Origin of the sequence: Halorubrum vacuolatum (assembly GCF_900188065.1) — an archaeon.
Taxonomy (GTDB): Archaea; Halobacteriota; Halobacteria; order Halobacteriales; family Haloferacaceae; genus Halorubrum; species Halorubrum vacuolatum.
On the sequence record NZ_FZNQ01000002.1, the window covers coordinates 57397 to 81488 of the forward strand.

Annotated in this window: 22 protein-coding genes and 1 tRNA gene; 7 read left to right on the forward strand and 16 right to left on the reverse strand. The window is 65.0% G+C overall.

What is annotated here, in order from left to right; translation table 11 throughout:
* Positions 1-9 precede the first annotated feature (9 nt).
* From CHB65_RS02695 to CHB65_RS02715, 5 genes are all read right to left on the reverse strand, one after another.
* The gene (locus tag CHB65_RS02695; protein ID WP_089383524.1) at positions 10-822 is read right to left on the reverse strand and encodes an ABC transporter ATP-binding protein; all 813 of its coding nucleotides are present in this window, start codon (positions 820-822) and stop codon (positions 10-12) included.
* Entirely contained in the window at positions 819-1682 is an 864-nt protein-coding gene (locus CHB65_RS02700; protein ID WP_089383525.1) for an ABC transporter ATP-binding protein, read from the reverse strand. The genes CHB65_RS02695 and CHB65_RS02700 overlap by 4 nt, the downstream gene beginning before the upstream one ends.
* Positions 1675-3051: a branched-chain amino acid ABC transporter permease gene (locus CHB65_RS02705; RefSeq protein WP_218818911.1), complete on the reverse strand. Its 1377-nt coding sequence runs from the start codon at positions 3049-3051 to the stop codon at positions 1675-1677. Before CHB65_RS02705 ends, CHB65_RS02700 begins: the two co-directional genes overlap by 8 nt.
* Positions 3048-4178: a branched-chain amino acid ABC transporter permease gene (locus tag CHB65_RS02710; RefSeq protein ID WP_089383526.1), complete on the reverse strand. Its 1131-nt coding sequence runs from the start codon at positions 4176-4178 to the stop codon at positions 3048-3050. Before CHB65_RS02710 ends, CHB65_RS02705 begins: the two co-directional genes overlap by 4 nt.
* Positions 4179-4320: 142 nt before the next feature.
* A complete protein-coding gene (locus tag CHB65_RS02715; RefSeq protein WP_089383527.1) occupies positions 4321-5025 on the reverse strand; it encodes an SDR family oxidoreductase in 705 nt (234 codons plus the stop codon).
* 201 nt (positions 5026-5226) lie between these two features.
* On the opposite strand from CHB65_RS02715, the gene CHB65_RS02720 reads away from it, so the two are divergent.
* The 3 genes from CHB65_RS02720 (at position 5227) to CHB65_RS02730 (ending at position 8506) form a co-directional block, all read left to right on the forward strand.
* Complete coding sequence (locus CHB65_RS02720; protein WP_089383528.1) at positions 5227-5703, forward strand: hypothetical protein; 477 nt, start codon at positions 5227-5229, stop codon at positions 5701-5703.
* A gap of 81 nt (positions 5704-5784) precedes the next feature.
* On the forward strand, positions 5785-7449 hold the full coding sequence (locus tag CHB65_RS02725; RefSeq protein WP_089383529.1) for an HTTM domain-containing protein: 1665 nt from the start codon (positions 5785-5787) through the stop codon (positions 7447-7449).
* 439 nt (positions 7450-7888) lie between these two features.
* On the forward strand, positions 7889-8506 hold the full coding sequence (locus CHB65_RS02730; RefSeq protein ID WP_089383530.1) for a TetR/AcrR family transcriptional regulator: 618 nt from the start codon (positions 7889-7891) through the stop codon (positions 8504-8506).
* 81 nt (positions 8507-8587) lie between these two features.
* Here the strand turns inward: CHB65_RS02730 and CHB65_RS02735 are convergent, their stop codons facing one another.
* Positions 8588-9343, reverse strand: a complete 756-nt coding sequence (locus CHB65_RS02735) for a DUF429 domain-containing protein (RefSeq protein WP_089383531.1) — start codon at positions 9341-9343, stop codon at positions 8588-8590.
* A gap of 186 nt (positions 9344-9529) precedes the next feature.
* Here CHB65_RS02735 and CHB65_RS17255 point away from each other — a divergent pair, with 186 nt between their 5' ends.
* Positions 9530-9670: a hypothetical protein gene (locus CHB65_RS17255; protein ID WP_179213562.1), complete on the forward strand. Its 141-nt coding sequence runs from the start codon at positions 9530-9532 to the stop codon at positions 9668-9670.
* A gap of 1108 nt (positions 9671-10778) precedes the next feature.
* On the opposite strand, the gene CHB65_RS02740 is transcribed toward CHB65_RS17255, so the two are convergent.
* A tRNA-Tyr gene (locus CHB65_RS02740) sits at positions 10779-10852 on the reverse strand.
* A 130-nt stretch (positions 10853-10982) separates the two neighbouring features.
* Between CHB65_RS02740 and CHB65_RS02745 the strand changes: the two genes are divergently transcribed.
* Positions 10983-11927 (forward strand): hypothetical protein, encoded by a 945-nt coding sequence (locus tag CHB65_RS02745; RefSeq protein WP_089383532.1) that lies wholly within the window; start codon positions 10983-10985, stop codon positions 11925-11927.
* A gap of 46 nt (positions 11928-11973) precedes the next feature.
* Here the strand turns inward: CHB65_RS02745 and CHB65_RS02750 are convergent, their stop codons facing one another.
* The 3 genes from CHB65_RS02750 to CHB65_RS02760 all read right to left on the reverse strand — a co-directional run bounded on the left by CHB65_RS02750 (position 11974) and on the right by CHB65_RS02760 (position 15955).
* Positions 11974-13620 (reverse strand): S8 family serine peptidase, encoded by a 1647-nt coding sequence (locus CHB65_RS02750; protein ID WP_089383533.1) that lies wholly within the window; start codon positions 13618-13620, stop codon positions 11974-11976.
* A 105-nt stretch (positions 13621-13725) separates the two neighbouring features.
* The gene (locus tag CHB65_RS02755; RefSeq protein WP_089383534.1) at positions 13726-13977 is read right to left on the reverse strand and encodes a hypothetical protein; all 252 of its coding nucleotides are present in this window, start codon (positions 13975-13977) and stop codon (positions 13726-13728) included.
* Positions 13978-14029: 52 nt separating this feature from the next.
* Entirely contained in the window at positions 14030-15955 is a 1926-nt protein-coding gene (locus CHB65_RS02760; protein ID WP_089383535.1) for an aldehyde ferredoxin oxidoreductase family protein, read from the reverse strand.
* Positions 15956-16089: 134 nt separating this feature from the next.
* Here CHB65_RS02760 and CHB65_RS02765 point away from each other — a divergent pair, with 134 nt between their 5' ends.
* Positions 16090-16557: a VanZ family protein gene (locus CHB65_RS02765; protein ID WP_089383536.1), complete on the forward strand. Its 468-nt coding sequence runs from the start codon at positions 16090-16092 to the stop codon at positions 16555-16557.
* 193 nt (positions 16558-16750) lie between these two features.
* Positions 16751-18976, forward strand: coding sequence for a CDC48 family AAA ATPase (locus tag CHB65_RS02770; RefSeq protein ID WP_089383537.1), 2226 nt, complete (start codon positions 16751-16753; stop codon positions 18974-18976).
* Positions 18977-19147: 171 nt separating this feature from the next.
* On the opposite strand, the gene mobA is transcribed toward CHB65_RS02770, so the two are convergent.
* The 6 genes from mobA to CHB65_RS02800 all read right to left on the reverse strand — a co-directional run bounded on the left by mobA (position 19148) and on the right by CHB65_RS02800 (position 24086).
* Positions 19148-19771 (reverse strand): molybdenum cofactor guanylyltransferase, encoded by a 624-nt coding sequence (gene mobA, locus CHB65_RS02775; protein ID WP_179213563.1) that lies wholly within the window; start codon positions 19769-19771, stop codon positions 19148-19150.
* On the reverse strand, positions 19771-20250 hold the full coding sequence (locus CHB65_RS02780; RefSeq protein WP_089383539.1) for a molybdopterin-binding protein: 480 nt from the start codon (positions 20248-20250) through the stop codon (positions 19771-19773). Before CHB65_RS02780 ends, mobA begins: the two co-directional genes overlap by 1 nt.
* Before the next feature lie 293 nt (positions 20251-20543).
* The gene (locus CHB65_RS02785) at positions 20544-21629 is read right to left on the reverse strand and encodes an Mrp/NBP35 family ATP-binding protein (RefSeq protein ID WP_089383804.1); all 1086 of its coding nucleotides are present in this window, start codon (positions 21627-21629) and stop codon (positions 20544-20546) included.
* Positions 21630-21852: 223 nt separating this feature from the next.
* Positions 21853-22770 (reverse strand): DUF106 domain-containing protein, encoded by a 918-nt coding sequence (locus CHB65_RS02790; protein ID WP_089383540.1) that lies wholly within the window; start codon positions 22768-22770, stop codon positions 21853-21855.
* Positions 22771-22825: 55 nt separating this feature from the next.
* Complete coding sequence (locus CHB65_RS02795) at positions 22826-23437, reverse strand: adenylate kinase (protein WP_089383541.1); 612 nt, start codon at positions 23435-23437, stop codon at positions 22826-22828.
* Between the two features lie 202 nt (positions 23438-23639).
* Positions 23640-24086 carry a universal stress protein gene (locus CHB65_RS02800; RefSeq protein WP_089383542.1) on the reverse strand — a complete coding sequence of 149 codons (447 nt, stop codon included), beginning with the start codon at positions 24084-24086 and terminating at the stop codon, positions 23640-23642.
* Positions 24087-24092: the final 6 nt, after the last annotated feature.

The window sequence follows — 24092 nt, forward strand, 5'->3', positions numbered from 1 at the left end:
GCGTCGTGTTCACCCACCGAGGAACTGCTGACGGACCTCCTCGTCGGCGAGAAGCCGGTCGCCGGTGTCGACGTAGCCGTTTTTCCCCTGTGCCACGACGTAGCCGCGGTCACATCGACGCAGCGCCTCCTTCGCGTTCTGTTCGACCATCAGTATCGCGGTCCCGTCGTCGTTGACGCGGTCGATCCGATCGAACATATCCTGGACGAGGTCCGGCGCGAGCCCTGCGGAAGGCTCATCGAGGAGAAGCAGGTCCGGATCGAGCATCAGCGCCCGCCCCATGGCGACCATCTGTCGCTGGCCGCCGGACATCGATCCGGCCTTCTGTGTCTTCCGCTCGCGAAGCACCGGAAACCGGTCATAGACGTGTTCGATCCGGTCTTTGGGGACCTCATCGAGAATGTACGCGCCCATTTCGAGGTTCTCCTGCACCGTCAGCGCCGAGAAGACGTTCTCGTTTTGGGGGACGTAGCTGATTCCCTCGTGAATGATCCGCTCGGGGGCAAGCCCGTGTATCGCCTCGCCGGCAAACTCGATGGACCCGCCCATGAAGGTCGTCAGCCCGAAGACCGACTTCATCACGGTCGATTTTCCGGCGCCGTTCGGACCGACGACGGTCACGTACTCCCCCTCGCCGACATCGAGGTCGATCCCGTTTAGGATCTGCAGGTCGCCGTAGCCGGCGTCGAGGTCGCGAACCTCCAGGAGCGATGACTCCGGTGCGGAGGCCAACGGATCGGTGTTTGCGGATACCGGTCCGTCCGTTGGCGGGTTATCGGTCGGTTCGTCGTCCGTCGCTGTCGAGTTCACGTCCTCGCTCATACGTCCTCACCAAGATAGGCCTCTATCACACGTTCGTCATGACGGATAACGCTCGGGTCGCCCTCGGCCAACACCGACCCTTGGTGCATCACGATCACCCGTTCGCAGTGTTCCATAATGACGTCCATATCGTGTTCGACGAGGAGGAAGGTGTAGCCCTCTGCCTGCAGGTCGTGAATTCGCGCCAATAGCTTGCGTTCGAGCGTTGGGTTCACGCCGGCGAGCGGCTCGTCGAGAAGCAGCATGTCCGGATCCGTCATCAGCGCCCGCGCCATCTCCAGAAGCTTTCGCTGACCGCCGGAGAGGGTCCCTGCCTGCTGTTGTGCAAGGTGGTCGATCTCGAAGAATTCGAGCGTCTCCCAGACCCGCTCGCGAAGCTCCTCTTCCTGTTTGATCACCTGCCCCCGGGCACCCGGCAGGACCGACCGCCAGAGCGTCTCGCCGATCTGCCCTTTCGGCGCGAGCATCAGGTTCTCGAGGACGGTCATCTCCTCTAACGACCGGGCGATCTGGAACGTCCGAACAAGCCCACGGGTCGCGATCTGGTCCGGGCGCAACCCCGTGATCGCCTCCCCTTTGAACTCGACGACGCCCGAGTCGGGCTTGTGTGCACCAGTGATACAGTTGAACGTCGTCGATTTTCCGGCGCCGTTCGGCCCGATGAGGCCGGTCAGGCTTCCCGACTCGACGACGAAACTCGCGTCGTCGACGGCGACGATCCCCCCGAAGGTCTTTCGAAGGTTCTCCACGCGAAGCGGTGTCTCGACGGCCTCAGCACGACTGCCATCGGATTCGGCGGTGTCCGCAGTGGCCGTGTCGCGTTCGGCCGCTGCCGTGGGCGATCCCTGCGATTCACTCATCGGACTCACCCCGGTTCGGGCGGTCGAGATCGGCTGCCGCCGCGGTCTCGGTGCGGTGGCCCATCACGCCGTCGGGCCGGTACTGGACGATGAGGATCAACACGACGCCGAGCAGAATGAACTGGAGCGCGGAGATGTTGTCGATCGCATACGCGAGCATGGGTTCGGCGTTGAAGACGGTGATCAGGGGATCAACGGCCCCGGCGAACGTCCCCGGCGCATCGAGCAGATCGAGTCTCGCGTCGACGATCCCGCCCACCCGACGCGGTGCGAGGAAGAGCAACGAGACGAAAAACAGCGCCCCGATCACGCTGCCGGTGTTCGACCCCGAACCCCCGATGATGACGGCGACGAACACGTAGAACGTCACGATGGGGCGGAACGAGTCGGGGCTGACGAAGCCCTGACTTCCCTGCCAGAGAATACCGGCAAGCCCCATCAGCGCACAGCCGAGCATGAACACCTTGATCTTGAAGATCCGCGTGTCCTTCCCGAGCGACTGTGCGACCAACTCGTCCTCACGGATGGATTTTAACACCCGCCCGAACGGCGAGAAACCGATCCGTCGCAACAGCCAGTAGAAGCCGACCGTGATCGCGAGCATCACGACCGCCCAAGTGAACCGTCGAAGCACCGACGCGGCGACGAGCGTGACCTCCTCGCCGCCGATCTCGACGACGAACAGCTCGATGAGCGCCTCGCCCACGGCGGTGTCGAACAACGCGTCTGTCGGCCGGTCGGGAAGGTCGATCCCGCTCCCACCACCGGTCGCAAAGCCGAAGCGCTCAAGGGTCCACTCCGAGAGCGTCCGCGAGTTCAGCGTCAGACGGATGATCTCGGAAAGCCCGAGGGTGACGATCGCGAAGTAGTCCGCGCGGACACGCAACGCCGGTACCGCAGCCACGAGCCCAACCAGTGCCGCGGCGATCATCCCACCGATCACGCCGATCGGGAGCGGAAGCCCGAGGCCCTGTCCCGAGATCGCATCCGCGGGCGTCGAGAGGAGCGCCATCGTGTAGACGCCGACGGCCATGAAGCCGGCGACGCCGATGTTGAACAGCCCGGTGTAGCCCCAGTGGAGGTTCAACGCGAGCGCCAACATCGCGTAGGCGGCAAAGAGGAAGGTGAGTTCACGCCATGCGGAGGCGATGGCGTTCGGCGTTCCCGTCGTGATCCCGAGCCGTAACAGCACGAATATCGTAAACAGGGTGTACACCGCCACCATCGCCGTGGCGACGATCAGCACGTCGCTGCGTTCGATCCGGCCGAACATGTCGTCGAACACCGCCCGAACGCTTCCGTCCCCGGGCGGTTCGGCTCCGGGCGACTGCTCGCCCCCTTGCGGCTCGGAGCCCGATCCGTCCGTCATGCCGTCGACACCCCCGCAAAGATCCCTTCAGGTCGGTACAACAACACGAGGATCATGATCGCGAACGCCGCGGCCGCGTTGAAATCGGAGGGGAGCCAGATGAGCGAGACCTCGTGAACGAGGCCGATGACGAGGCCGCCGGCGATCGCCCCGTAGATGGAGCCGATCCCGCCGAGAATGACGGCAGCGAAGATGAACAACAGGAGGAACCAGCCGATGTTGAACTCCGCGGTTCCCCGTTCGAGCACGTAGAGGTATCCCGAAACGCCAGCGAGTCCGGCGCCGAGTATCCAGGTCGCCTGCACGACGCGCTCGGTTGGGATCCCCGTCACGAGCGCGAGGTCTTTGTTGTCCGCCATCGCCCGCATCGCCTTTCCGAGCTTCGTTCGCTGTAAGAGGAGGTGCATCGCCAGCATCAACGCCACGGCGACGATCACCAGCGAGAGGTCATGCAGGTTGATGGAGACGCCGAGAACATCCCGGCGAACGCCCTCCGTGGACGTGACCCCGCGGTTTCGGCTTCCGTAGACGAACTGTATCACGTATCGGAGGATCAACGCGACCCCGATCGAGGCGATGAGCAGCGGAATGCCGCCGCGGTCGCGCATCGGTTTATATACAGTCCGGTCGATGACGAGCGCCGCCGCGATGGTGAGCAGGGCCGCGACGAGCGCTCCGATGAGCACCGCAACGGGTGCGCTCACCACCGACGCGCCGATCTCGGTCGGTCCGGGTCCGCTTCCGGCACGCACCGTGAGGAGGTAGCCGGCATCGGCGAGCCCCCACCCGGCGACGAGGAGCGCGGCCCCCCACCCGGTGAACGCGCCTGTCGTCAGGAGATCCCCGTGTGAGAAGTTTGCGAAGTTCAGGATGCTGTACGTCATCGAGAGGCCGATCCCTGCGAGCCCGAAGATCAGTCCGACGACGATCCCGCTCCACAACAGTCCGGCGAAGCCCACGAACGTCGTCCGGCCGCCGAAGGTCATTCCCCAAAACAGCGGGATCTCGATCGCCGCGAATCGAGCGAGGAGATCGAAAAGCAACACCGTGCCGACGACGGCGACGAACCCGACGACGAGCGTGTCGGTCGACGGTCGGCTGCTAAGTGTACGTTCAACAATGCCCATGTGTTACCTTTACATGACTCTACCCTCATTCAACGGTAAAGTACTCTTCGCTCGTTCCGTCGATAGACCTCTTCGCTCGTTGCTCTCGATAAGCGAACGCGATCTCGCGGTCGGCTATTTATGCATAAAATAGGGTCGAAGGCTACGCCTCGCCGTAGACGGGCACCGCCGCGCCGCTCGTCACGTCAGCGGCGTCCGAACAGAGGAACGCCATCACCCGCGCCACGTCATGTGGGTCGACCCAATCGTCGCTCGGGGTCATCATCTCCCGGTTCATCGGCGTATCGAGCACGCTCGGCATCACCGCGTTCGCACGAACGACTCCCTCGTTCTCCTCGGCGATGGTCTCTGTGAGGATCCGAACCCCGGCCTTGGTCGCCCGGTACAGTCCGTCGCCGGCACCGCCCTCCAACGATGACCGCGCGGAGACGGAGACGATCGCTCCCTCGCGCTCACGGAGGTGTGGCAGGGCGTGTTTGCTGGTCAGAAACATCGTTCGGAGGTTGACATCGAAAAGCAGGTCGAACAGCTCTTCGTCCGTCCCCGCGATCGGATCCCCGCCACGCCAGGTACCGGCGATGTTGAGCAGGTGATCGATCCGACCGTGTTCCTCGACGATGGCGTCGATCGTGCCCTCGACATCGTCCTCGTCGGTCAGGTCAGCCGCATAAAACGAGGTTCCGTCGTCCGGCTGGAGGAGGGAGCCGTCGTCCTCGGGCCCACGTACGTCGACGGCGGCAACCGTCGCCCCAGCCTCCCGAAAGGTCTCGACCGCCGCGCTCCCCAGCGCGCCCGATGCACCGGTCACCACCGCAACGTCACCCGCGAAGTCGAACCGTACGCTCATGTCCCATGTTACCGCCCGACGATAGTAAACCCCGTCGCCTCTGGGGAGCGTTGTAAATCCCGTCGCCTCTGGGGAGCGTTGTAAATCCCGTCGCCTCGTGTTCGTTCGTGATCGCGTCCACGTGATGGACGTCACTGGATTGCACACGCATACACGCAGCCTCGACCGAACGCTCATACGCACCGCCGTCCTCCTGTCCCCATGGACGACCGCGTCCTCATCGTCGTATTGGTCGTCGCCGGGACCGCGCTGATGGCGAACCCGCTGTACCTCCCGGTCGCGGTCGACGACCCGAACCCGGTGTACACCCATGCCGTCCAGCCGGCCGGGCCGGACACCCCGACATTCGACGGGACCGATGTGAGGGACCGTGATGACCTCGATGCGGACGCACGGGCGGCCTTCGACCGCGCCCGTGAGGATCCCGAGGGCGCGTTCGTCATCGATGAACCGGGCGAGCGCGTCGATTCGCTCACATATCCCACGGAGCCGACACTCGGCGATGGGCTCCTGATCGTCGCACACGAGGGCGAGGAGTACGAGTTCTGGACCCGTACCGTCGAACGTGAGCCGGGAATCGTGGTTGCACAGCGCTTGGCCTTACAGCCGGTCGCGTTCCTCGCCGGCTTCCTCGCCATCGTCGGCGCCGTCGCCGTCGCGATCCGTGGACGGGGATGAGACGCACGCGCCGGTGACCAAACCATCGTCTTCGGGGGACACAACCGTTATACGATCACCGGATCGAAGGGCTGTAGACCCGTGTCTTCACAGCCGTCCGTTCCGGGTGAGATATCGTCGTCGCTCGCGGGAGCGGCGACGTGGCTCCGCGTCTCGATACGGGAGCGGATCCGGATCGACACGCGTTCGCTGGCGCTGTTTCGTCTCCTCGCCGGTCTGTTGATCGTCGCGGACGTACTGTTGCGGTCGCGGAACCTCTCGTTCTTTTATATTGACGAGGGTGTCGTGCCGAGGTCGCTTGCGATCGCCGCCGAACCCGCCGCGGCGTACTCGGTGTACATGCTGGTGTCGACCCCGCAGGCCACCGCGGCGTTGTTCGCGTTGACGGGACTCGTCGGCCTCGCGCTCGCCGTGGGTTATTACACGCGAGTGGCGACCATCGCGGCGTTCCTCCTCGTCGTCTCGCTCGACCTCCGAAACCCGTTCGTGTTGAGCTTCGCGGACACGCTGTTCGCCACGCTCCTCTTCTGGGCGATCTTCCTCCCGCTAGGCGAGCGCTGGTCGATCGACGCCGCGGTCGCCGACCGTCCGCGTCGGTCCTCAGTTGCCGGCATCGCGACCGCCCTCATCCTCGCGCAGATGGTGACGATGTATCTCGTCAACGGGATCCACAAGACTGAATCGCCGCTCTGGTGGTCCGGAGAGGCCACGGTCCTTATCATGGGGATCGACGAGATCACCTTCCTCCTCGGCGACTCGCTTCGCGCGTTCCCCGAGGCGTTACAGTTCGGCGGGCTCGTCTGGTTCGGATTGCTGCTCGCCTCCCCGCTGCTTCTGATCCTTCGGGATCGCCCGCGGACCCTCCTCGTCGCGGCGTTCGCCGGTGTCCACCTCTCGCTCGCGCTCACGACCCGGATCGGCGCGTTCTCCTACGTCTGTCTCGCCGGCCTGTCGCTGTTTGTACCCGTCTCGACGTGGCGGGATGTGGGTCGTCTGCGTTCACGGCTCTCCCCGAACCGAACCGCCTCCGCCGACCGATCCGGTCGACTCACGACGGCCCGCGACCACATCGTCGCTATCGCCCGGCTGGCACCCCATCCGACGCATGGACTGTCGAGCCGGCTTCGTGTCGGCCTGTCCGCCCGACTCCCCTTCGTCACCCCCGACCGATTCACCGGCCGACACGCGCTCCTCGTGGTGATCGTGTGCGCGGGGGTCGTACTCGGCATGGCCGCCGCGGCATCAGCGGTCGGCGTCATCGACGAGGACTCGCCGGGTGCGGAGCTCGAGACGGGTGCGACCGCCCTGTACGAGTTCCAGACCGACTGGTCGATCTTCGCGCCGAACCCCCGGACGACCGACCGATACTACGTCTTCCCGGCGCGGACGGCCGACGGTGAGGTGATCGACCTCAGAACTGGCGACGAACTGCGTGCGGACCGACCGTACGATCAGCTCCAGCGCCAACACGACACCTACCGCGAGCGCTTTTATATGGCGTCGCTGCCGGACGACGGTGACGACGTTCCCGTCGCCGACCACCTCGCGGAATATCTCTGTGAGACGTACGGGACGGCGGACGGCGACCGGCTCACGGACATCGACATGTACCGGGTCGACGAGGAGATCACCCGCGAAACCATCGACGACCCGGCGGGTCGAGAGCGAACGGAACGGCCCCTCTCGATGCACTCCTGTACCGGCGAGGAGCGTTCGGAACCGATCGTCGCTCCCGAGGAGTGGTGAGCGAACCCGACCCGTCGGTCGGTTACATACGCCTCCGACTGGGTGAGGATATACCATCTACTCGACCGGCGGCGGTCGGCGCGCTCCGGTGAGCGCCCGCAGGGCGCGAAACCGAGCGCGAGGGAGCCCACGGCTGGTTGAGAAACCAGCCGTGGCGAGGCTGGGGAGGCGTGAGGCTGCGGTGTGAGTACGGCGGCGGCGATCGATCCTCGGTTCTCGTTCGTCGCTCCGCCGACTGCCCCCGATCATCATCAGCCTTTATAAACAGGCGGACGTCCCCCCATGACCGTTTATAAACAACCGGCGTACCCGACCGCTCAATTCGAACCCCTCACCGACCGATCTATTCAACCGATACTGAGGCTAAAAATGTACTGGATGGTAAAGGTCGGGGCCCTCGGGCAGTCCAGTTATATAGCTCACCGGCGGAGGAGGTGTCATGAGCGAGTCACGCGAAACACCCTCCGCGAAGGACACCCGGGAGGTGATCATGGAGGCGACCTTCCGTGCGCTGAGCAAACACGGCTATACGGACCTCCGGATGCGCGACATCGGCGAGGAGATGGAGCTGACCCGGCAGGTGATCCACTACCACTTCGAGGGCAAACACGACCTCCTCTCCTCGTTTCTCGAATACGTGATCGAACAGTACGAGGGGAGCGTGGAGCTTGACGACGACGCGGACCCCTACACCGAGCTTCGCGCCCGGGTCGATCAGTGCCTCTTCGGGCCGGAGTTCGGCGAGTTCACCCACTGGGACCGGATGAAGGTCTACCACGAGCTCTACACCTACGCCCAGAACGACGAGACCCACCGGGCGATCTTCAACGAGCACTACGACCGTATCCGCGGCAGCATCATCGAGGTGATCGAGGAGGGGATCGAATCCGGCACGTTCCGCGAGGTCGACCCCGATCTGATGGGTCAGCTCGTCACCGACGTCATCCACGCCGCCCGCGGGCGACGGATCTCGCTCGGCCACGAGGAGGCCCCCGAACAGGCACAGCAGGCGCTGGAGGCGTTCGTCTTCGACTCGTTCGCCCCCGAAGACGAATAAGCCTGAGCACGGCAGCCGCAGGTCCGCCGCTGGAGCGGTCCGAGAAACCGTCGCTGGGGACTGGTAACTCACACCCCTCGCTCAGATCAGCGACTCGTCGCTCCAGTAGACCATCTGCATCGGGAGCCCCTCATCGTCGAGGCTGGGCGTCTCCGGAAGGGTCATCAGGTCGTCCTCGGGGCGACCCGCGATGACACACAGCCCGAGCGCGTCGACCACGTCGTCGACGGTGACGTCCGCGGTCTCGGTGTCTAGCTGGCGACAGAGTCGACCCAGCGTCGCTCCGGGCTCGTCCAGGTATCCGTCGAGCGCGCTGAGGCGCTCTCCGATCCCCCGTGCGCTCGTCTTCGAGTGCTCCAACTGCTCCCCGAGCAGGCCACGGAAGCACACCTCCGGGTGTGCCTCCATCACGCGCTGCTCGGCGCCCTCGTTGTTCCGGAGGAATTCGTCGATCTCGGCTATCGCCCCGGCGATGGCGTAGGACTGCGTGCTGAGCCCTTTGTCGAGGTCGTCCCGGTTCCGCTCAGCAACGGTTTCGTAGTCCTCGCCATCCCCCGCAGCTGTGCACGCATCCCTCGAGGGGACGGGAAAGACGCTGCTCGGTCGACCCGTCACCGACCGGGCACACGAGTCGAGTTCCTCGCGCTTCGCGAGCGTGTCGTCGTCGCTCGGGAGCCCGATCGGCACGTCGATCAGGATCCGATCGAACCCCGCATTTGCGTCCCAGAGCGATTCCAGGTTCGATTCAACGGTACAGTCGATCCCATCGTCCTCGTTCATCACCACGAGCCACGCTCCTCCGGCCCAATCGACCCCAGCGACGGTCCGTCCAGGCATTGCTATTCACTGCTAGGGAAACGGCGGAGATAATGCCAGCGGAGAGCGGATCCCCCCGGCGTTGATGACCCGATCGGGATCGCCCCGTCTCAAGTACCCGCCTTTAGCTATACGGGAGCGATAACGTGCTTCGGTGCACGGGGCAATGTCAGTGAAACTTATTGTGCCGGAGGATCGCATCCGATCATGGGGATCACGGACATTCTTGAAGGGGAGATGACGACCAAGCAGATGGGGATCATTATGATCTTCTACATGGTCGTGTTGACGATCTTCGGGATCGCGGCCGTCATCGTGATACACGGGTTTCGATGGAGATTGATATAGGGTTGTGCGGGCACGCGACACGTCTTTTGAGGCCTGATCCGCTCTGCTCACATGAACGAGGGACACGCGGAGCGAAGCACCGCTAATTCACGGCTTGAAACCCTCGGATAATCCAATCCACGGCCATGCGGATGGTCACCGGCTCCCTTGACGTGAGGTCACACCGGATCATGACTCTCGTACACGACCCCGGCCCAGTCGATCCAGGGACGGCCGAGGAGGCGACCCTGGGGTGACCGCCGATGCAGTCCACCAACACGGTCGATTCACTCACCTCGGAGGATGGCACCGCATGGGCCACCCGTTCAGCGGCTGGACCGCTCGATGGCTTCTCGCTGGCACGATGGCACTACCAGGATTCAAATTTTACTCAGCGGTTGTTCAGGAGATGTAATCAAAAATTTGGTCCTGAAATTTTAGTTAGAAGGTTAGCGTTCCGCAGGGTATATTAAATAGACATCCGCGCGGTACGGTCTAACCCAAATTCGGGGCCGACCCAGTCAAACAATCGGGTGAGGATTTCAAAGATGTCCACGGCCTTGAACTCCTGGTACCGTTGCCTACCGGTGGTCTCTTCGAGTATGCCTTGCGCTTCCAGAAATCACGTGAGGAGAGGGCTACTCTTGTCGGACAAGACACCGCCTCTCCTCCCTCCCTGTCTCTGTATGGTGAATATACACGTCTCCCTCCTTTGTGTGCTCAATGCGCTTGTAGCGCTCTCCACACCGGGGACATGGGACGAGCTCATTTCCATCTTGCATACTATTCTCCCGTCCGTTGGTGAAGGTGTGAGTAATCCCTTTGGGTAGCTCAGAGGGCTCTGACGGGACGCATAGAGCTAAAACGTATGACGCGCTCTCAACTCTTAGGAGCGCATGACGGGAGCGGGTGTGGCTTGGAGCAAGCCCACCTCTCACGCGGAGCGTGGGAGACGCTTAAGTACAAGCTAGAGCCCTCTTGTGATTCGGTATCGGCTTGAAAACGAGTCCGCTCTCCCCGATTTGAACTCGCCGAGACGTTCCTGCTCGCTTCGCTGCGCGGGCCTGCGACTCGTCTGCTCAAAATCGGTCCGTGGACTGTTGACTGCTCACGTTGTTCGCAGCAACAGTCCGCTCTCCCCGATTTGAACGGGGGACAAGCCGATCTACAGTCGGCTGCTCTACCAGGCTGAGCTAAGAGCGGTCATCGTATCGTAGTCGACGGATCCGTCTTAAGGGTTCTCTTTCGGCGCCGATCCGCGTCGGGTCAACGCGGCCTCGCCGGCCGCCCGCGACGCGAACGCTTTTAAGTCACAGCCGGGGTGACCGAACGTATGAGCGACGACCGACAGGCGACCTTCGGGGCCGACGGCAGCCTCGAAACCGACACGCCGCCGGAGGCGACCGGCGAGAACGACTTCGGCGAGCCCAAAGAGCCGAACGAGACCGACGGCGGCTATAGCCGGTATGCCGTCTCCAGCCTGCTTCAAAAGGCCGTTCGGCGGTCCGACGAGGAGGTCGCCGCGTGGGCCGCCTGGGAGCTCGCCCGCTCCGGCTACGCTTGGAACCTCTGGGACCGACTGAACCTCTACGTCGTCGAGGACCTCCGCGCGGGCGACCCGGTGGCGACGACGATCGCGCGCTACGAGGAACTCGCCACCGAACGCTACGAGCCCGACGAGTGGCGTGGGCGACTCTGTGCGATCCACGGCGCGCTCGCGGCCGCCCGCGCCCGATCAACCCGCGAGGCCGCGAACGCCGACGAATACTTCCGACGCGTCGCCGACCGCCGCGCCGAGGCCATCGAGAGCGGGGAGGAACCCACCCACGACTTCCCGGTCGGCGACCTCGAACCGGACGGGAAGTTCGATGCGATCTTCGACGGCCACACCGGTGAGGGATCGAAACGCGGCCGCGGGACGCGCTTTTTTAAAACCCACGGCGCTCGCGTCGGGCCGGAGGGCGAGGACGAACGGAGCGCGCGCTGGCAGCGGCTCGCCATGCTGCTTGACCCCGACCGCGACTACACCGCCGATGAACTCGATCGCGCCGTCGAACCAGTCGACCCGAACGATCCATGGGCGACGTCCATCCACGAAGACGGCCCTGATACCGAGAAGGACCCGAACACCGAAACTGGCCGAAACGACACCGATCCGAGTGGGTCCATCGAGGATCGCCATGACGAGCACCACGACAACGAGCACCACGACGAGGAGTCGGACACGGAATCAACGGACGATCGGTCAACCGGCAGCCTCTCTGATTTTTCCTCGTAGGCCCATCGTCAGTGTATCACCCCAGGCCACCGGAGTCGGCTTGGCATCAGGGCCGACGACCACGTCCAACGGCCGCCAGCGAGGCGACAGCCAGCGCGACCAGCGCGACCGTGACACCCAACCCCGGGGCGTCGTCCGCGGTATCGTTCGATGACGAATCCGTCTCCGTCGGCTCGGGCTCCGGCTGGACGGCCGACACCGCCGCATCCACCGTCTCGGGAGCATCAACGACGCCGTGGCCGTGGCGATCATCGGGTTCGGTCGCCCCGTTGGGGTGGACCGCGGTGTCGATCACCGCGGCCTGCAGGTCGTCGTCGGTGACCTCGCCGTCCGTCGCCGAGACTGCGAGCGCAGCGACCCCGGCGACGTGTGGGGCCGCCATGCTCGTCCCCTGCTGTTCGACGTAGCCGTCGGTCGTTCCGGCCTCGGCGCTGAGTACGCCGACCCCCGGTGCAGTCACGTCGGGGACGACGTAGTGGTCGGGCCACGCCGCGGGCGGGTCGCGGAACGCGGCCGTCTTGTTGATCGACTCGCCGGCCGAGAACGTCGCGACCGCCCGGTCGTCACGGACCGCCCCGACCGCGAGTGCGTCGTAGACGTTGGCGGGTGTAGAGGAGGTCTCGTGGCCCGAGTTCCCCGCGGCGGCGACGACGACCGCCCCGGCGGCACGGGCGTTTCGAACCGGCGCGATGAACCCGTTGAACGTACCGTCGGAGCCGAGGCTCATCTGCAGGACGTCCACGTCGTCATCGGCGGTCGCCCGCTGCATCGCGGCGAGCACGCTCGCGAAGGTGGCCGTCCCGTCCTCGCCGAAGGCGTCCATCCCGTACAGCGAGGCGTCGGGGGCGACCCCGATGTGCGTGCCCGAGGCGTCCCCGCCCGCGACGGTGCCGGCGACGTGTGTGCCGTGTCCGTCGGGGTCGCTCGCGTCGGCGACGCGGTCGCTCACGACGGTCCCGTTTTCGTCGAACTCCGCCCACGCGACGAGGTCGAGGTCCTGGTGGTTCGGGTCGACACCGGTGTCGATCACGGCGACGGTCGCACCAGCCCCCCGTGTGTCGAATCGATCCCATGCCTCCGGCGCGCCGATCAGTTCGAGCCCCGGGGTGTACTCGTCCGACGGGGTGGTGACCTCGTCGATCGGTTTACTCTGACCCGTCGGAGTCACGGTCGGCTGGGCGGCAGCGTGCGTCCGGATCTCGATGTTCTCATGCACCGCGGTGACGTTCTCCGTCGCGAGCAGCTCCTCGGTTCCGATCTCCTCGGCGTCGACGTGGATGAGCAGGGCGTTCGCGAGCCAGAACTCCCGCTCGATCGTCACCTCGGGATGGTCCTCGGCGAACGACTCGAACGCGACCTGCTCGGTTTCGGCGTGTTCGCGAAGCTCCGTGAGCGCCTCGTCGCCCTCGGCGTCCGGTTCACCTATGGGCGTCAATCTGACGATCACCTCCGTCGTCCCCGTCTCGTTTTCAAGCGGATCGGTCGTTTCCAGCGTGTCGGCAAACTCGATCGGCTCGTCGGTCGCGTTCAATTGTGCGGTCGTAAGACCCGGATCCGCGGCGGCCGCTCCCGAAAACACCACGAGCGGGATGAGCACACAGACAGCCACGAGGAGCGACAGACGCCCGGGTCGCCCGGGCCGACCGAGTCGTCCAAGCCGTCCGGACCGACCGAGCCGACCGCGCCTGTTCATACTAACCGAAGGCCGGGGCGTTGCAAATACCTTCGGCCTCGGTGCGCTTGGTGGGTTGTTGACCCTGGTGGCATGATGGCCTTGCTGGGCTTGGTGGACAACCCCTCACTCGACGGAAGCTTCGTGTTCGCGAACGGCCGCGACACGCTGTGCGGCGTCCGCGATCGAATCGAGCACGGCGAGCACGCGGTAACAGAGATAGGCCCCAGCCGTCAGGACACCCGCAAATGCGAGCCCGATGAGTATCTGACTCATGATAACGAGCGAGTAGAGGAGGATGAAGGCGCTGCTTATTCCCGCGACGGCACCGACCGGCGTGCGAACGGCTTCCGAGGGGGAGAGCGGATCGTGGACCATACGCGACGCTTGCGGTGCAGTCCGATAAAAATTCGGTGTCGGGGTTGCGTCGCTAGTCGTCCGCCGGAGCGGCCGAGTCGCCCGCGGAGACGCCCGTTCCGGGGCCGATGTCGATGTCGAGCGCCTCGAGTTTCTCGTCCGGGACGACGCCGTCGACCCAGCCGCGGTGCTCGTAGTACTCGGCTTTCATCTCGTCGAGTTCGGCGAGTTCGCCCTCGCTCGCGCCCTGACCGGGGATCGCGTCCGGATGCCCCTCGACGAATCGTCCTGGGAGGGTGTCGTCCTCGCCGTCGAAGCCGGCGAGGTTGTTGAAGTAGCGTTCGAGGTTGTAGATCCGCTCGCCCATCTCGAAGAGCTCGTCCTCCGTGACGTCACGGCCGGTCATGCCGTTGTACTGGAGCACGTACTCCTCGATACCCTCCGCGAAGGCGTTGAACTTGCAGATGTCGAAGGAGTCCGAGATGGCGTGGAGGTCCTGGAAGATCGCGGTGAGTTCACCCTTGCCCTCCCACTCGTACGGATCGACCTTCTCCGGGATGCCGAGGATCTCGGCGGCAGGGGTGTACCCGCGCAGGTGGCAGGCGCCGCGGTTCGAGGTCGCGAAGGCGATCGCCATCCCCTTCATACAGCGGGGGTCGTAGGCGGCGATCGTCTGGCCCTTCACCGAGAGCTTGTTGTCGTGGGCGTCCTCCGCGTCGGCGATGCGCTCTGCGCCCTCCGCGAGGAGGTCCGCGAGGTCGTTCTCGCGGTGGGCGATCTCGTCGATCATGTCGATCATGCGCTCGGCGTCGCCCCAGTCGATCCCCTCCTCGAGTTTTCCCTCCTCGGACATCTCCATCGCCATCGCCAACATGTTGCCGACCTCGATGGTGTCGATGCCGGTGTCGTTACACCGCTCCAACATGAGCGCGATCTCGTCGCGCTTTGTGTGCCCGGCGTTCGGGCCGAGCGCCCACGCCGACTCGTACTCGTAGGACTCCGTCCGGACGTTCATGTCCTGGCCTTTGTGGTGCATCTGCACCTCGACCTCCTTCTTACAGGCGACCGGGCAGGAGTGACAGGTCGGCTCGTCAACGAGGATGTTCTCACGGACGTTCTCGCCGGAGACCCGCTCCGCGTCGATGTCGATCCCCTCGCCGCCGTTGTACGCCTCCGTGGAGGTGAACTTCCCGTTCTTCGTCGGGAGGCCGTCCATCTCCTCGGTGACGTTCATCAAGACGTTCGTTCCGTACACCGAGAGGCCGCCCTCGTTGGGGCCGGTCACCTCGGACTCGCGGATGACCTCCATCGCCTGCTGGTAGCCCTCCTGAAACAGCTCCGGTTTCGCGGGCTTCGGCATCCGCGTGCCGGCCTCGACGACGACCGCTTTCACGTTCTTCGAGCCCATCACGCAGCCGGTCCCACCCCGGCCCGAGGCACGGTCGTCCTCGTTCATCACGCAGGCATAGCGTACGCCGTTTTCGCCGGCCGGACCGATGGCCATCACCGAGAGGTTGCGGCCGACGGTGGCGTCGAACTCCTCGTCGATGGTGTCGATCGTTTCGTGGACACCCATGCCCCACAGATGGGAGGCGTCACGGATCTCCACGTCCCCGTCTTTCACGTACAGGTAGACCGGATCGTCGCTCGCGCCGTCCATGAGGATGCCGTCGAGACCCGCCCATTTCAGGCGCGCCCCGGACCACCCACCGTGGTGGGAGTCGGTTACGGTTCCGGTCAGCGGCGATTTCGTCACGAGCGCGATCCGGCCGCTCATCACGGTCTGGGTTCCCGTGAGCGGTCCCGTCATAAACGCAAGCCGGTTCTCCGGGCTTAGGGGTTCGACGTCGGGCCCCGCCTCGAAGACGTATTTGACGCCCAGTCCCCGGGCCCCGATGTACTTCTTTGCGTCCTCGTCGTCGATGCCCTGATAGTTCACCTCACCCTCAGTGAGGTCGACCTGTGCCACGCGGTCTCGATATCCACCTAAGTCGGTCATGTAATGTACGATTATTATATTAGTGCCACAGCGTGTTAGCTGTTGACCCCCTTGAGTAAGTGATAATGGTTACACAGGCGGTCGAGACCCACGGATCCGAACCACCTAAACATTCATCCGCCCGAAACGGATGCATGGAAGATTCGGCCGCTGAGACCCGCTCCGAGGCAGGGACCAGCGAGGACGCTGCCACCCGAGGCAACGGCCGCATCCGTCCGATCGTCGGCTTCGCGCTACTCGTGTTGATCGCGTCGATCGTGCCGATACCTGGCTCCGCGGGCGGCGGCCCAGGGCTTCCGTTCGGCGTCGGCCTCACCGACCCGTTTCACCTCCTCGGGTATGCCGTGCTCGCGTGGCTGCTCGTCGGGGTAACCGGGGTCAACCTGAGTGGGTTGGCGATCGCGGTCCTCCTTGCGACCGGATACGGGTTCGGGATCGAACTCGTGCAGGGGATCATCCCGTGGCGGACGTTCGCCTGGAGCGACGTTCTCCTCAACGCGATGGGCGCGGCGATGGGTGCCGGAACACGTCGCCTCCGGGGTCGCCCGGGATGGGTGACGGACGGACGGGTGAAGAGTGACGGACGGACGGGTGAAGAGTGACGGACGGGTCGGTGTTGCCGGCGAAACACGGGATGGACGACGGGGTTTTAACCACGCCTTCCATATCGTGTTACATGATGACATACTGCGGCGAACGCGGGCGGGGAACCACCCGTTTTTCGGGTGAAACCCCCATGAGCAACAGGCTTATGGCCGCCCCACATCCACCTATCGATACCCCCCGCGAGGAATCATGAACGAAGTCCAACTCGAAGTGGCGAAGGCGTACCCGAACGACTCGGGACGGGGAATCGCACGGCTCGACCCCGACACGTTGTTACATCTCAAGCTGTCCCCCGGCGACATCATCGAGATCGAGGGAACGGAGACGACCGCGGCGAAGGTGTGGCGTGCGGACCGGCAGGACTGGAACACCGACACCGTTCGGGTCGACGGGTTCACCCGGCAGAACGCCGACGTCGGCATCGGTGAGCGGGTCACGATCCGCAAAGCCGAGGCCGAAAAGGCCGACAAGCTCGTGTTAGCCCCGCCCGAGGAGGCGTCGGTCCAGTTCGGCTCGGACGCCGCCGGCATGGTGAAACGCCAGATCCTCAAGCGGCCGGTCGTCGAACGCGACATCGTCCCCGTGATGAGCTCGACGAACCATCCCTTCATGCGCTCGCCCGGACAGGCGATCCCGCTCATCGCCATCGAGACGGAGCCCGAGGGCGTCTGTCTCGTCACCGAGGATACGGACGTCGAACTCCGCGAGGAGCCGATCTCCGGGTTCGAAAAGACGGGAAGCGGGATCACCTACGAGGACATCGGCGGGCTCCAATCGGAGATCCAGCGCGTCCGCGAGATGGTCGAGCTGCCGATGAAACACCCGCAGATCTTCTCGAAGCTCGGGATCGAGCCCCCACAGGGCGTGCTCCTGCACGGCCCGCCGGGCACCGGGAAGACCCTGCTCGCAAAGGCCGTGGCCAACGAGACCTCCGCGTCGTTCTTCTCCATCGCCGGCCCCGAGATCATCTCGAAGTACTACGGCGAGTCCGAACAGCAACTCCGGGAGATCTTCGAGGACGCCAAGGAGGAGTCCCCGTCGATCATCTTCATCGACGAACTCGACTCCATCGCGCCGAAACGCGAGGACGTGACTGGCGAGGTCGAACGTCGCGTCGTCGCCCAGCTGTTGACGATGATGGACGGCTTGGAGACCCGCGGGCAAGTGATCGTCATCGCCGCGACGAACCGCGTCGACAGCGTCGACCCCGCGCTTCGCCGTCCCGGACGGTTCGACCGCGAGATCGAGATCGGCGTCCCCGACGAGATCGGCCGCAAGGAGGTGCTCCAGATCCACACCCGCGGGATGCCGCTTTCCGACGACGTCTCGCTCGATCACCTCGCCGATGAGACACACGGATTCGTCGGTGCCGACATCGAGAGCCTCACCAAGGAGGCCGCGATGAAGGCGCTGCGACGGTACCTCCCGGAGATCGACCTTGACGAGGAGGACATCCCGCCGAGCCTCATCGACCGGATGATCGTCAAACGGGAGGACTTCCGCGGCGCGCTCGGCGAGGTCGAACCGAGCGCGATGCGCGAGGTGCTCGTCGAACTGCCGAAGATATCCTGGGACGACGTCGGCGGGCTGGTCGACGCGAAACAGCAGGTGAAAGAGTCCGTCGAGTGGCCGCTCTCCTCGCCCGAGCGGTTCGACCGGATGGGCGTCGATGCCCCGAAGGGGGTGTTGCTGTACGGTCCGCCGGGCACGGGTAAAACGCTCATGGCGAAGGCGGTCGCCAACGAGACGAACGCGAACTTCATCTCCGTCCGCGGCCCGCAGCTGCTCTCGAAGTGGGTCGGCGAGTCGGAGAAGGCGATCCGACAGACGTTCCGGAAGGCCCGACAAGTGAACCCGACGATCATCTTCTTCGACGAGCTCGATAGCCTCGCACCCTCCCGCGGCCAGGAGGTGGGCAACAACGTCTCCGAGCGCGTCGTCAACCAGCTACTCACCGAGCTCGATGGGTTAGAGGAGATGGGCGACGTGATGGTGATCGGCGCGACGAACCGCCCGGACATGATCGACCCCGCGCTCCTGCGCTCGGGTCGGTTCGACCGGCTCGTGATGATCGGCGAGCCCGATCAGGAGGGTCGCGAACGCATCCTCGAGATCCACACCCGCGACACCCCGTTGGCCCCCGACGTCAGCCTCCGGGAGGTCGCCGAGATCACCGACGGCTACGTCGGCTCCGATCTGGAGGGGATCGCCCGTGAGGCCGCCATCGAAGCGCTCCGCGACGACGAGACGGCGACGGAGGTGGAGATGAAACACTTCCGCCGGGCGATGGAGTCGGTCCGGCCCACGATCACCGACGACCTCATGTCCTACTACGAGGAGGTCGAACAGGAGTTCAAAGGCGGCGCGAGGGACACGCTTCGTGATACCGGCTCCGGTCGGATCGGGTTCCAGTAGCGGATCGGCACGGTTCCGATGGCGGACCGGCGCGGGTTCCAAGCGAATCGCCGCGATTTTCAAGCGAATCGCCGCGGTTCCAAGACGGATCGGCGTGGCCCCAGCAGGGCGGCAGAGACGTTTTTCGACGGCCGTTTTCGGTGAAACATCCGACCGACAGTGACGTGTCGGTCATCCCACGGCGGGTTCGGATCGGGCGGTCGGGAGGTCGTCAGGCTCGTCGACGTCGACGAGCGATCGACGGAGTGACTTCCCAGCGTGTGTCGCCGGGACGGTCACGAGCGGCGAGAGCCGCTCGATCACCCCTCGTAGGCTCGTCCGTTCACAGGCGTCGGCGACCGCCCGTTCGAGGGCATCGGTCCGATAGACTCCATGGAGCGGCTCGGGCCGACCGTCGCGAACCGGGACGACACCGTCCGGTTGCAGCCGCTCACACCGGGTACACAGCGACCGGATCGCTCGCTTCGAGAGCCACGGCATGTCGCCACCGCAGACGAACGTCCAGGGCGTGTCGACGTGTGGAATGGCCGCGGCGATCCCGGCCACGGGGCCGGCGTACTCCGGGTGATCGTGAACGAAACGAGCCTCCACATCCCGAAGCGCGCCGACGAGTCGCGCTTCGTGTGTCCCGTCGTGGGTCGCAAGCAGCGGGTCGGAGCCGACGGCCTCCGCGGCCGCCGTCGCGACGTGGTCGATGAGGGGGCGTCCCGCATGTCGCGCGACGAGCTTGTCCGCCGTGCCGAACCGCCGGGAGCTTCCCCCGGCGACGACGACGGGGGTCACCTCGATCCCCATCAGCCAAGCACCCCCGGTGTATCCGCCGGATCGTGACCGACCGCGTCCGGGTCGTCGATCCATTCCGGATCCGTGTCGGATCCGGGTGGGAACGCCACCGGCTCTAGCCGGACGAGATTCTGGACGGTCCGTGGACCCGGGATCGACTCCCCGATGAGACGCGGGAGTCCGTCGGAGGCCTCGTCGAGCCGTTCGGTCGCGACGATCGCCGTGAGCGCGTCGGGGATCGCCACCGGCGCCCGATAGCCGTCCGCCGAGACGGCACGGAGATGGGTCGTCTCGGGCGGTGCGTCGGCGAGCAGATCGGCGACAGGAACCCCGCGCCACTCCCCGGAACGCCGTCCGCCCGATGCACACCGATACGTACACGCGAGCGTGACGATCCCGTGTCGTTCGGCCGCGTCGTTCAACGATCGATAAAACGCTGCGGCGGCACGAGCCTCCGGGCCGGCCCGACGGACGAGACGGGATTCGCTCATTCGGACACCCCCGGTTCATCGACCGCCCTTTCCCGGCCAGGGATCCCACTGTCGTCGAGCGTCTTCCCGGCTGAGGCCCTCACCGCCACGTCTGCACGGACGGCGGTCGGTCGTCGCCCGGAATACGGCCGTTCGCGGGGGACGCCAGCCATCCACGGGCGACTCGAAGTGTGCTCACGCGTCATTATCCTGACCGACGTACCCAGAAACCCTCTCAATACCCCTTCATGCGTTTCGGTTTTTATAATCCCCGGGCGGAACACCGGTCCTGCCTCCGAGTGGACACGGGCGACCTACTGTGCCGTGAGGGGGGCCGATCCCGCCGTCTCCTCATCCGCGCTTTCGGCCACCTTCCTGAGGTTCGCCTCGCTTATCGCGTTCACGATGTCCTCGACGAGCGATCGCAGCGTCCCTCGAAGCTGGTCGCCCGCGGTCCGGATCGCCGGCCCGTCGTTCGCTTCGGTGTCGAACGCCGGATGGATGGGGAGTCGTCCCAGCACGTCGACGCCGTAGCGCTCACGGAACATCCCGACCTGTCCCTCGCCGAACGGGTCGTGTGCGTCGCCACAGGACGGGCAGGTGAACCCGCTCATGTTCTCGACGACGCCGAGGAGCGGGGCGTCATGCCGCTCGAACAGACGGATTCCCTTTCGGGTGTCGTCGACGGCCATCTCTTGTGGCGTCGTCACGGTGACGACGCCGGCGAGCGGAAGCGTCTGGAGCAGGTTCAACGAGGCGTCCCCGGTCCCCGGCGGCAGGTCGACGACGAGATAATCGAGCCGTCCCCATTCGACGTCCTCGACGAACCGGCGCATCACGTCGTTCACCATCGGCCCACGAAGGATCGCCGGGTCGTCATCGTCCATGAGGAACGCCGCACTCATCACGTTCACCCCCGCGGAATCCGGAGGGATCATGTCGCCCTCCGGCGTGACTCCCGGGTCCCCTTCAACGGGGAGGACCCGGGGAGCGTTCGGACCGTGTACGTCGGCATCGAGCAGCCCGACGTGTGCGCCGAGGTCGTCGAGGCCGGCCGCGAGGTTGCCCGCGACGGTCGTCTTCCCGACGCCGCCTTTGCCGGAGGCGACCGCGACCACGTTGCGGACGCCGGGGAGGACCTGATCGTCGAACCCCTGCTCGGAAGTGACGCTTGCACGGAGTGTGGGGTCGAAGCCGAGCGCCTCGATCGCCTCGCGGATCTCGGATCCGAGCTCGGTCTCGATGGGCGCAAACGGGGTGTTCACCGCGAGGGTGACGGTTACCTCGGAGCCGTCGCGAGTGACGTCGACGACGAGGCCCGTCTCGACGATATCGCCGTCGATGGCGGGATTTGATATCGATTCGAGCTCGGTGATGATCTCGGTTGTGGATGCGGTCATGATGAGCGTCCTCCCGGCTCGGCTCGCGGCCGTCCGACCGCTATCACCTCCGGGCGACATGTAGTATTTAATGTACGTTCCCCTTCAAGCGCGGTCATCGTTCCCGATCGATGGGAATCGAGCACGCTCGCTCACCGAACGATCGATGCAGGTGGACAACCCGTCTGTTCGTCCGGAAGTCACCGGAGCAGCCGACACGGGGCCGAAACGGGCCGGAAACGACCTACGAGGACGAGGCCGTCATCTGGATGTTCAGGCTCTTTTGGACGATCTGGGTGAACGCCATCGAGCAGAGGAAGTACCAGACGATCCACACCTGGATCGGCCCGATCACGCCCGTCGTCCACTCGACGGTTCCGGCGAACGGGATCACGAGGGTCTCAAGCGAGTACTGCGCCTCGGTGCCGCGGTAGCCGACGACCCAGAACATCCAGAGGAACGCCGGGATGGTGAGGAACATGATCCAGACCATCGGGCGGAACTGCTCTTTGAACATGCCGAGCTGATCGCCCATCGCCTCCATCTGCTCCTCCTGAATGGCTTCCATCGCCTCGTCGTCGTCCCGCTCTTTGGCTTTTTTGCGACGCTCCTGAATGTCTTTCATGCGGTCCTGATAGACGCTCATCTTCTCCATGTCCATCAGCCCGGCGCGCAACAGCGTCGAGTAGAGGCCAGTCGCGAGCGCGACCACCATGATCACGACGTAGAAGGGAACGAGCGCCATGAGCGGCCCGAAGACGAGGTCGATGGCCCCAGCGATAACGGCTCTGACGGGTTCGAAGGCGTAGCCGACGAAGAACCCGACCGTCGACAGCGCGGCGAGTTTGTCCCACGTCGTCCATGTCGTCGTTTCCGGGGCCTCGAAGTCGCTCCCCTGGGTGAGGTCGTCCTCGACGTCCAACCCGTCCTCGATCCCCTCGCGGTCGGCCAGCGCGAACCCGCTCTCGCCGTCGACGAGGATCTCCTTTTCGATCAGTCGGCCCCACTGTCCGCTGGTGATCTCATCGCGGACGTCGATCCACCGCACCTCGTCGTCAACGCCCTCGCCGTTTTCGGCGGCATCGAGGACCACTTCGATGGCGCCGCGGAGCTCGCGGTCCTCACGGACCAACGAGCGGACACGCCGTTCGACCTTGCTCATTACGCCGGGATTGGCGGTCGACGGTTAAGAACCTTACAGGATCTCCCGGCGGATATCATCCCTCGATGACGGCTTTCAGACGCTCGAAGACCTCTTCCGGAGGGGCCTCGCCGTCGACCTCGACGAGGTCCCCTCGGTCGCGGAAGTGTGAAATGACGGGTTCGGTGTTCTCCCGATAGACGCGAAGCCGCTCGCGAACGGTGTCCTCTTCATCGTCCGCACGCTGGACGAGCCGCTCTTGGACCGCCTCGTCCTCGGGCCAGTCGTACTCGACGTGATAGATCTCGCCGGTCTCGGGGTCCATCCGCCGGCCGGCAAGCCGCCCCACGAGCTCCTCCTCGCTCACGTCGAGGAAGATGACCGCATCGAGATCGGTGATTTCCGAGAGATACTCCGCCTGTGAGAGGTTTCGTGGATAGCCGTCGAGCACGAAGCCGTCGGCCTCCTCCAGTGCCACCTTTACGATCTCGTTGACCACCGGATCCGGGACGAGTTCGCCCGCCTCCATGAACGATCGGGGCGTACCGTACTCGGTCTCCATGTCCTTGTTCGCCCTGAGCGCGTCGCCCGTCGTGACGTGGTCGATCCCGTACGCATCCGCGAGCAGCTTACTCTGTGTCCCCTTGCCGGCACCCGGTGCCCCTAATAACAGGATTCGATGGCTCATACGTGGCGGTGGCTCCCCGGACGTAAAGTCTTGAAGATCACGGACGGCGTCGCCGCCACGGGAGCTATCCCGTCGGCGGGTTGCCGCCAGATCGGATGGTCGGTCCCGTGAAGCGGATCGTCGTCACATCGGGTGGCCGGTCCCGTTCGGCGGGTCCACCGTACGGCGACAGCCGACGGTCGTCCCTGGCGGACGGCCGTCCCTAGCCGACGGTCGTCTTCACGATGCTAACGGGGGCCGCCGACAGCCGCGAGACGCGCTCGGTGACCGATCCAAGCATCCGTCGGTAATCGCCCGGGCGGTTCTTCGAGCCCATCACCGTGAGGTCGATATCCTCCTTGTCGATGTACCGGAGGACCTCCTCGTGTGGCACCCCGTACACGATCGCCGTGGTGGCTTCGACCCCGGCGGCGGCCGCCTGTTCGGCGACCGTCTCGACCGCCCGACGGCCGTTCTCCTCCAGCGTCGACTCGGCACCCTCCGCCTCGTCGACGTACTCGTCGCCGGAATAGGCGTTGACGATGTCGCTGTCGACGACGTACAGGACGTGTAGCGTCGCGTCGTAGCGGTCGGCCGCGTCGATCGCGTGATCGACTGCACGGTCGACGCCCTCACTGCCGTCCGTCGGAATGAGTATTCGGTCGTACATAATCGA

Excerpts from the sequence above, each read along its gene's own strand:
- CHB65_RS02695 (WP_089383524.1), bottom strand. The coding sequence starts at position 822 with ATGAGCGAGGACGTGAACTCGACAGCGACGGACGACGAACCGACCGAT.
- CHB65_RS02700 (WP_089383525.1), bottom strand. The coding sequence starts at position 1,682 with ATGAGTGAATCGCAGGGATCGCCCACGGCAGCGGCCGAACGCGACACG.
- CHB65_RS02705 (WP_218818911.1), bottom strand. The coding sequence starts at position 3,051 with ATGACGGACGGATCGGGCTCCGAGCCGCAAGGGGGCGAGCAGTCGCCC.
- CHB65_RS02710 (WP_089383526.1), bottom strand. The coding sequence starts at position 4,178 with ATGGGCATTGTTGAACGTACACTTAGCAGCCGACCGTCGACCGACACG.
- CHB65_RS02715 (WP_089383527.1), bottom strand. The coding sequence starts at position 5,025 with ATGAGCGTACGGTTCGACTTCGCGGGTGACGTTGCGGTGGTGACCGGT.
- CHB65_RS02720 (WP_089383528.1), top strand. The coding sequence starts at position 5,227 with ATGGACGACCGCGTCCTCATCGTCGTATTGGTCGTCGCCGGGACCGCG.
- CHB65_RS02730 (WP_089383530.1), top strand. The coding sequence starts at position 7,889 with ATGAGCGAGTCACGCGAAACACCCTCCGCGAAGGACACCCGGGAGGTG.
- CHB65_RS02735 (WP_089383531.1), bottom strand. The coding sequence starts at position 9,343 with ATGCCTGGACGGACCGTCGCTGGGGTCGATTGGGCCGGAGGAGCGTGG.
- CHB65_RS17255 (WP_179213562.1), top strand. The coding sequence starts at position 9,530 with ATGGGGATCACGGACATTCTTGAAGGGGAGATGACGACCAAGCAGATG.
- CHB65_RS02745 (WP_089383532.1), top strand. The coding sequence starts at position 10,983 with ATGAGCGACGACCGACAGGCGACCTTCGGGGCCGACGGCAGCCTCGAA.
- CHB65_RS02750 (WP_089383533.1), bottom strand. The coding sequence starts at position 13,620 with ATGAACAGGCGCGGTCGGCTCGGTCGGTCCGGACGGCTTGGACGACTC.
- CHB65_RS02755 (WP_089383534.1), bottom strand. The coding sequence starts at position 13,977 with ATGGTCCACGATCCGCTCTCCCCCTCGGAAGCCGTTCGCACGCCGGTC.
- CHB65_RS02760 (WP_089383535.1), bottom strand. The coding sequence starts at position 15,955 with ATGACCGACTTAGGTGGATATCGAGACCGCGTGGCACAGGTCGACCTC.
- CHB65_RS02765 (WP_089383536.1), top strand. The coding sequence starts at position 16,090 with ATGGAAGATTCGGCCGCTGAGACCCGCTCCGAGGCAGGGACCAGCGAG.
- CHB65_RS02770 (WP_089383537.1), top strand. The coding sequence starts at position 16,751 with ATGAACGAAGTCCAACTCGAAGTGGCGAAGGCGTACCCGAACGACTCG.
- mobA (WP_179213563.1), bottom strand. The coding sequence starts at position 19,771 with ATGGGGATCGAGGTGACCCCCGTCGTCGTCGCCGGGGGAAGCTCCCGG.
- CHB65_RS02780 (WP_089383539.1), bottom strand. The coding sequence starts at position 20,250 with ATGAGCGAATCCCGTCTCGTCCGTCGGGCCGGCCCGGAGGCTCGTGCC.
- CHB65_RS02785 (WP_089383804.1), bottom strand. The coding sequence starts at position 21,629 with ATGACCGCATCCACAACCGAGATCATCACCGAGCTCGAATCGATATCA.
- CHB65_RS02790 (WP_089383540.1), bottom strand. The coding sequence starts at position 22,770 with ATGAGCAAGGTCGAACGGCGTGTCCGCTCGTTGGTCCGTGAGGACCGC.
- CHB65_RS02795 (WP_089383541.1), bottom strand. The coding sequence starts at position 23,437 with ATGAGCCATCGAATCCTGTTATTAGGGGCACCGGGTGCCGGCAAGGGG.
- CHB65_RS02800 (WP_089383542.1), bottom strand. The coding sequence starts at position 24,086 with ATGTACGACCGAATACTCATTCCGACGGACGGCAGTGAGGGCGTCGAC.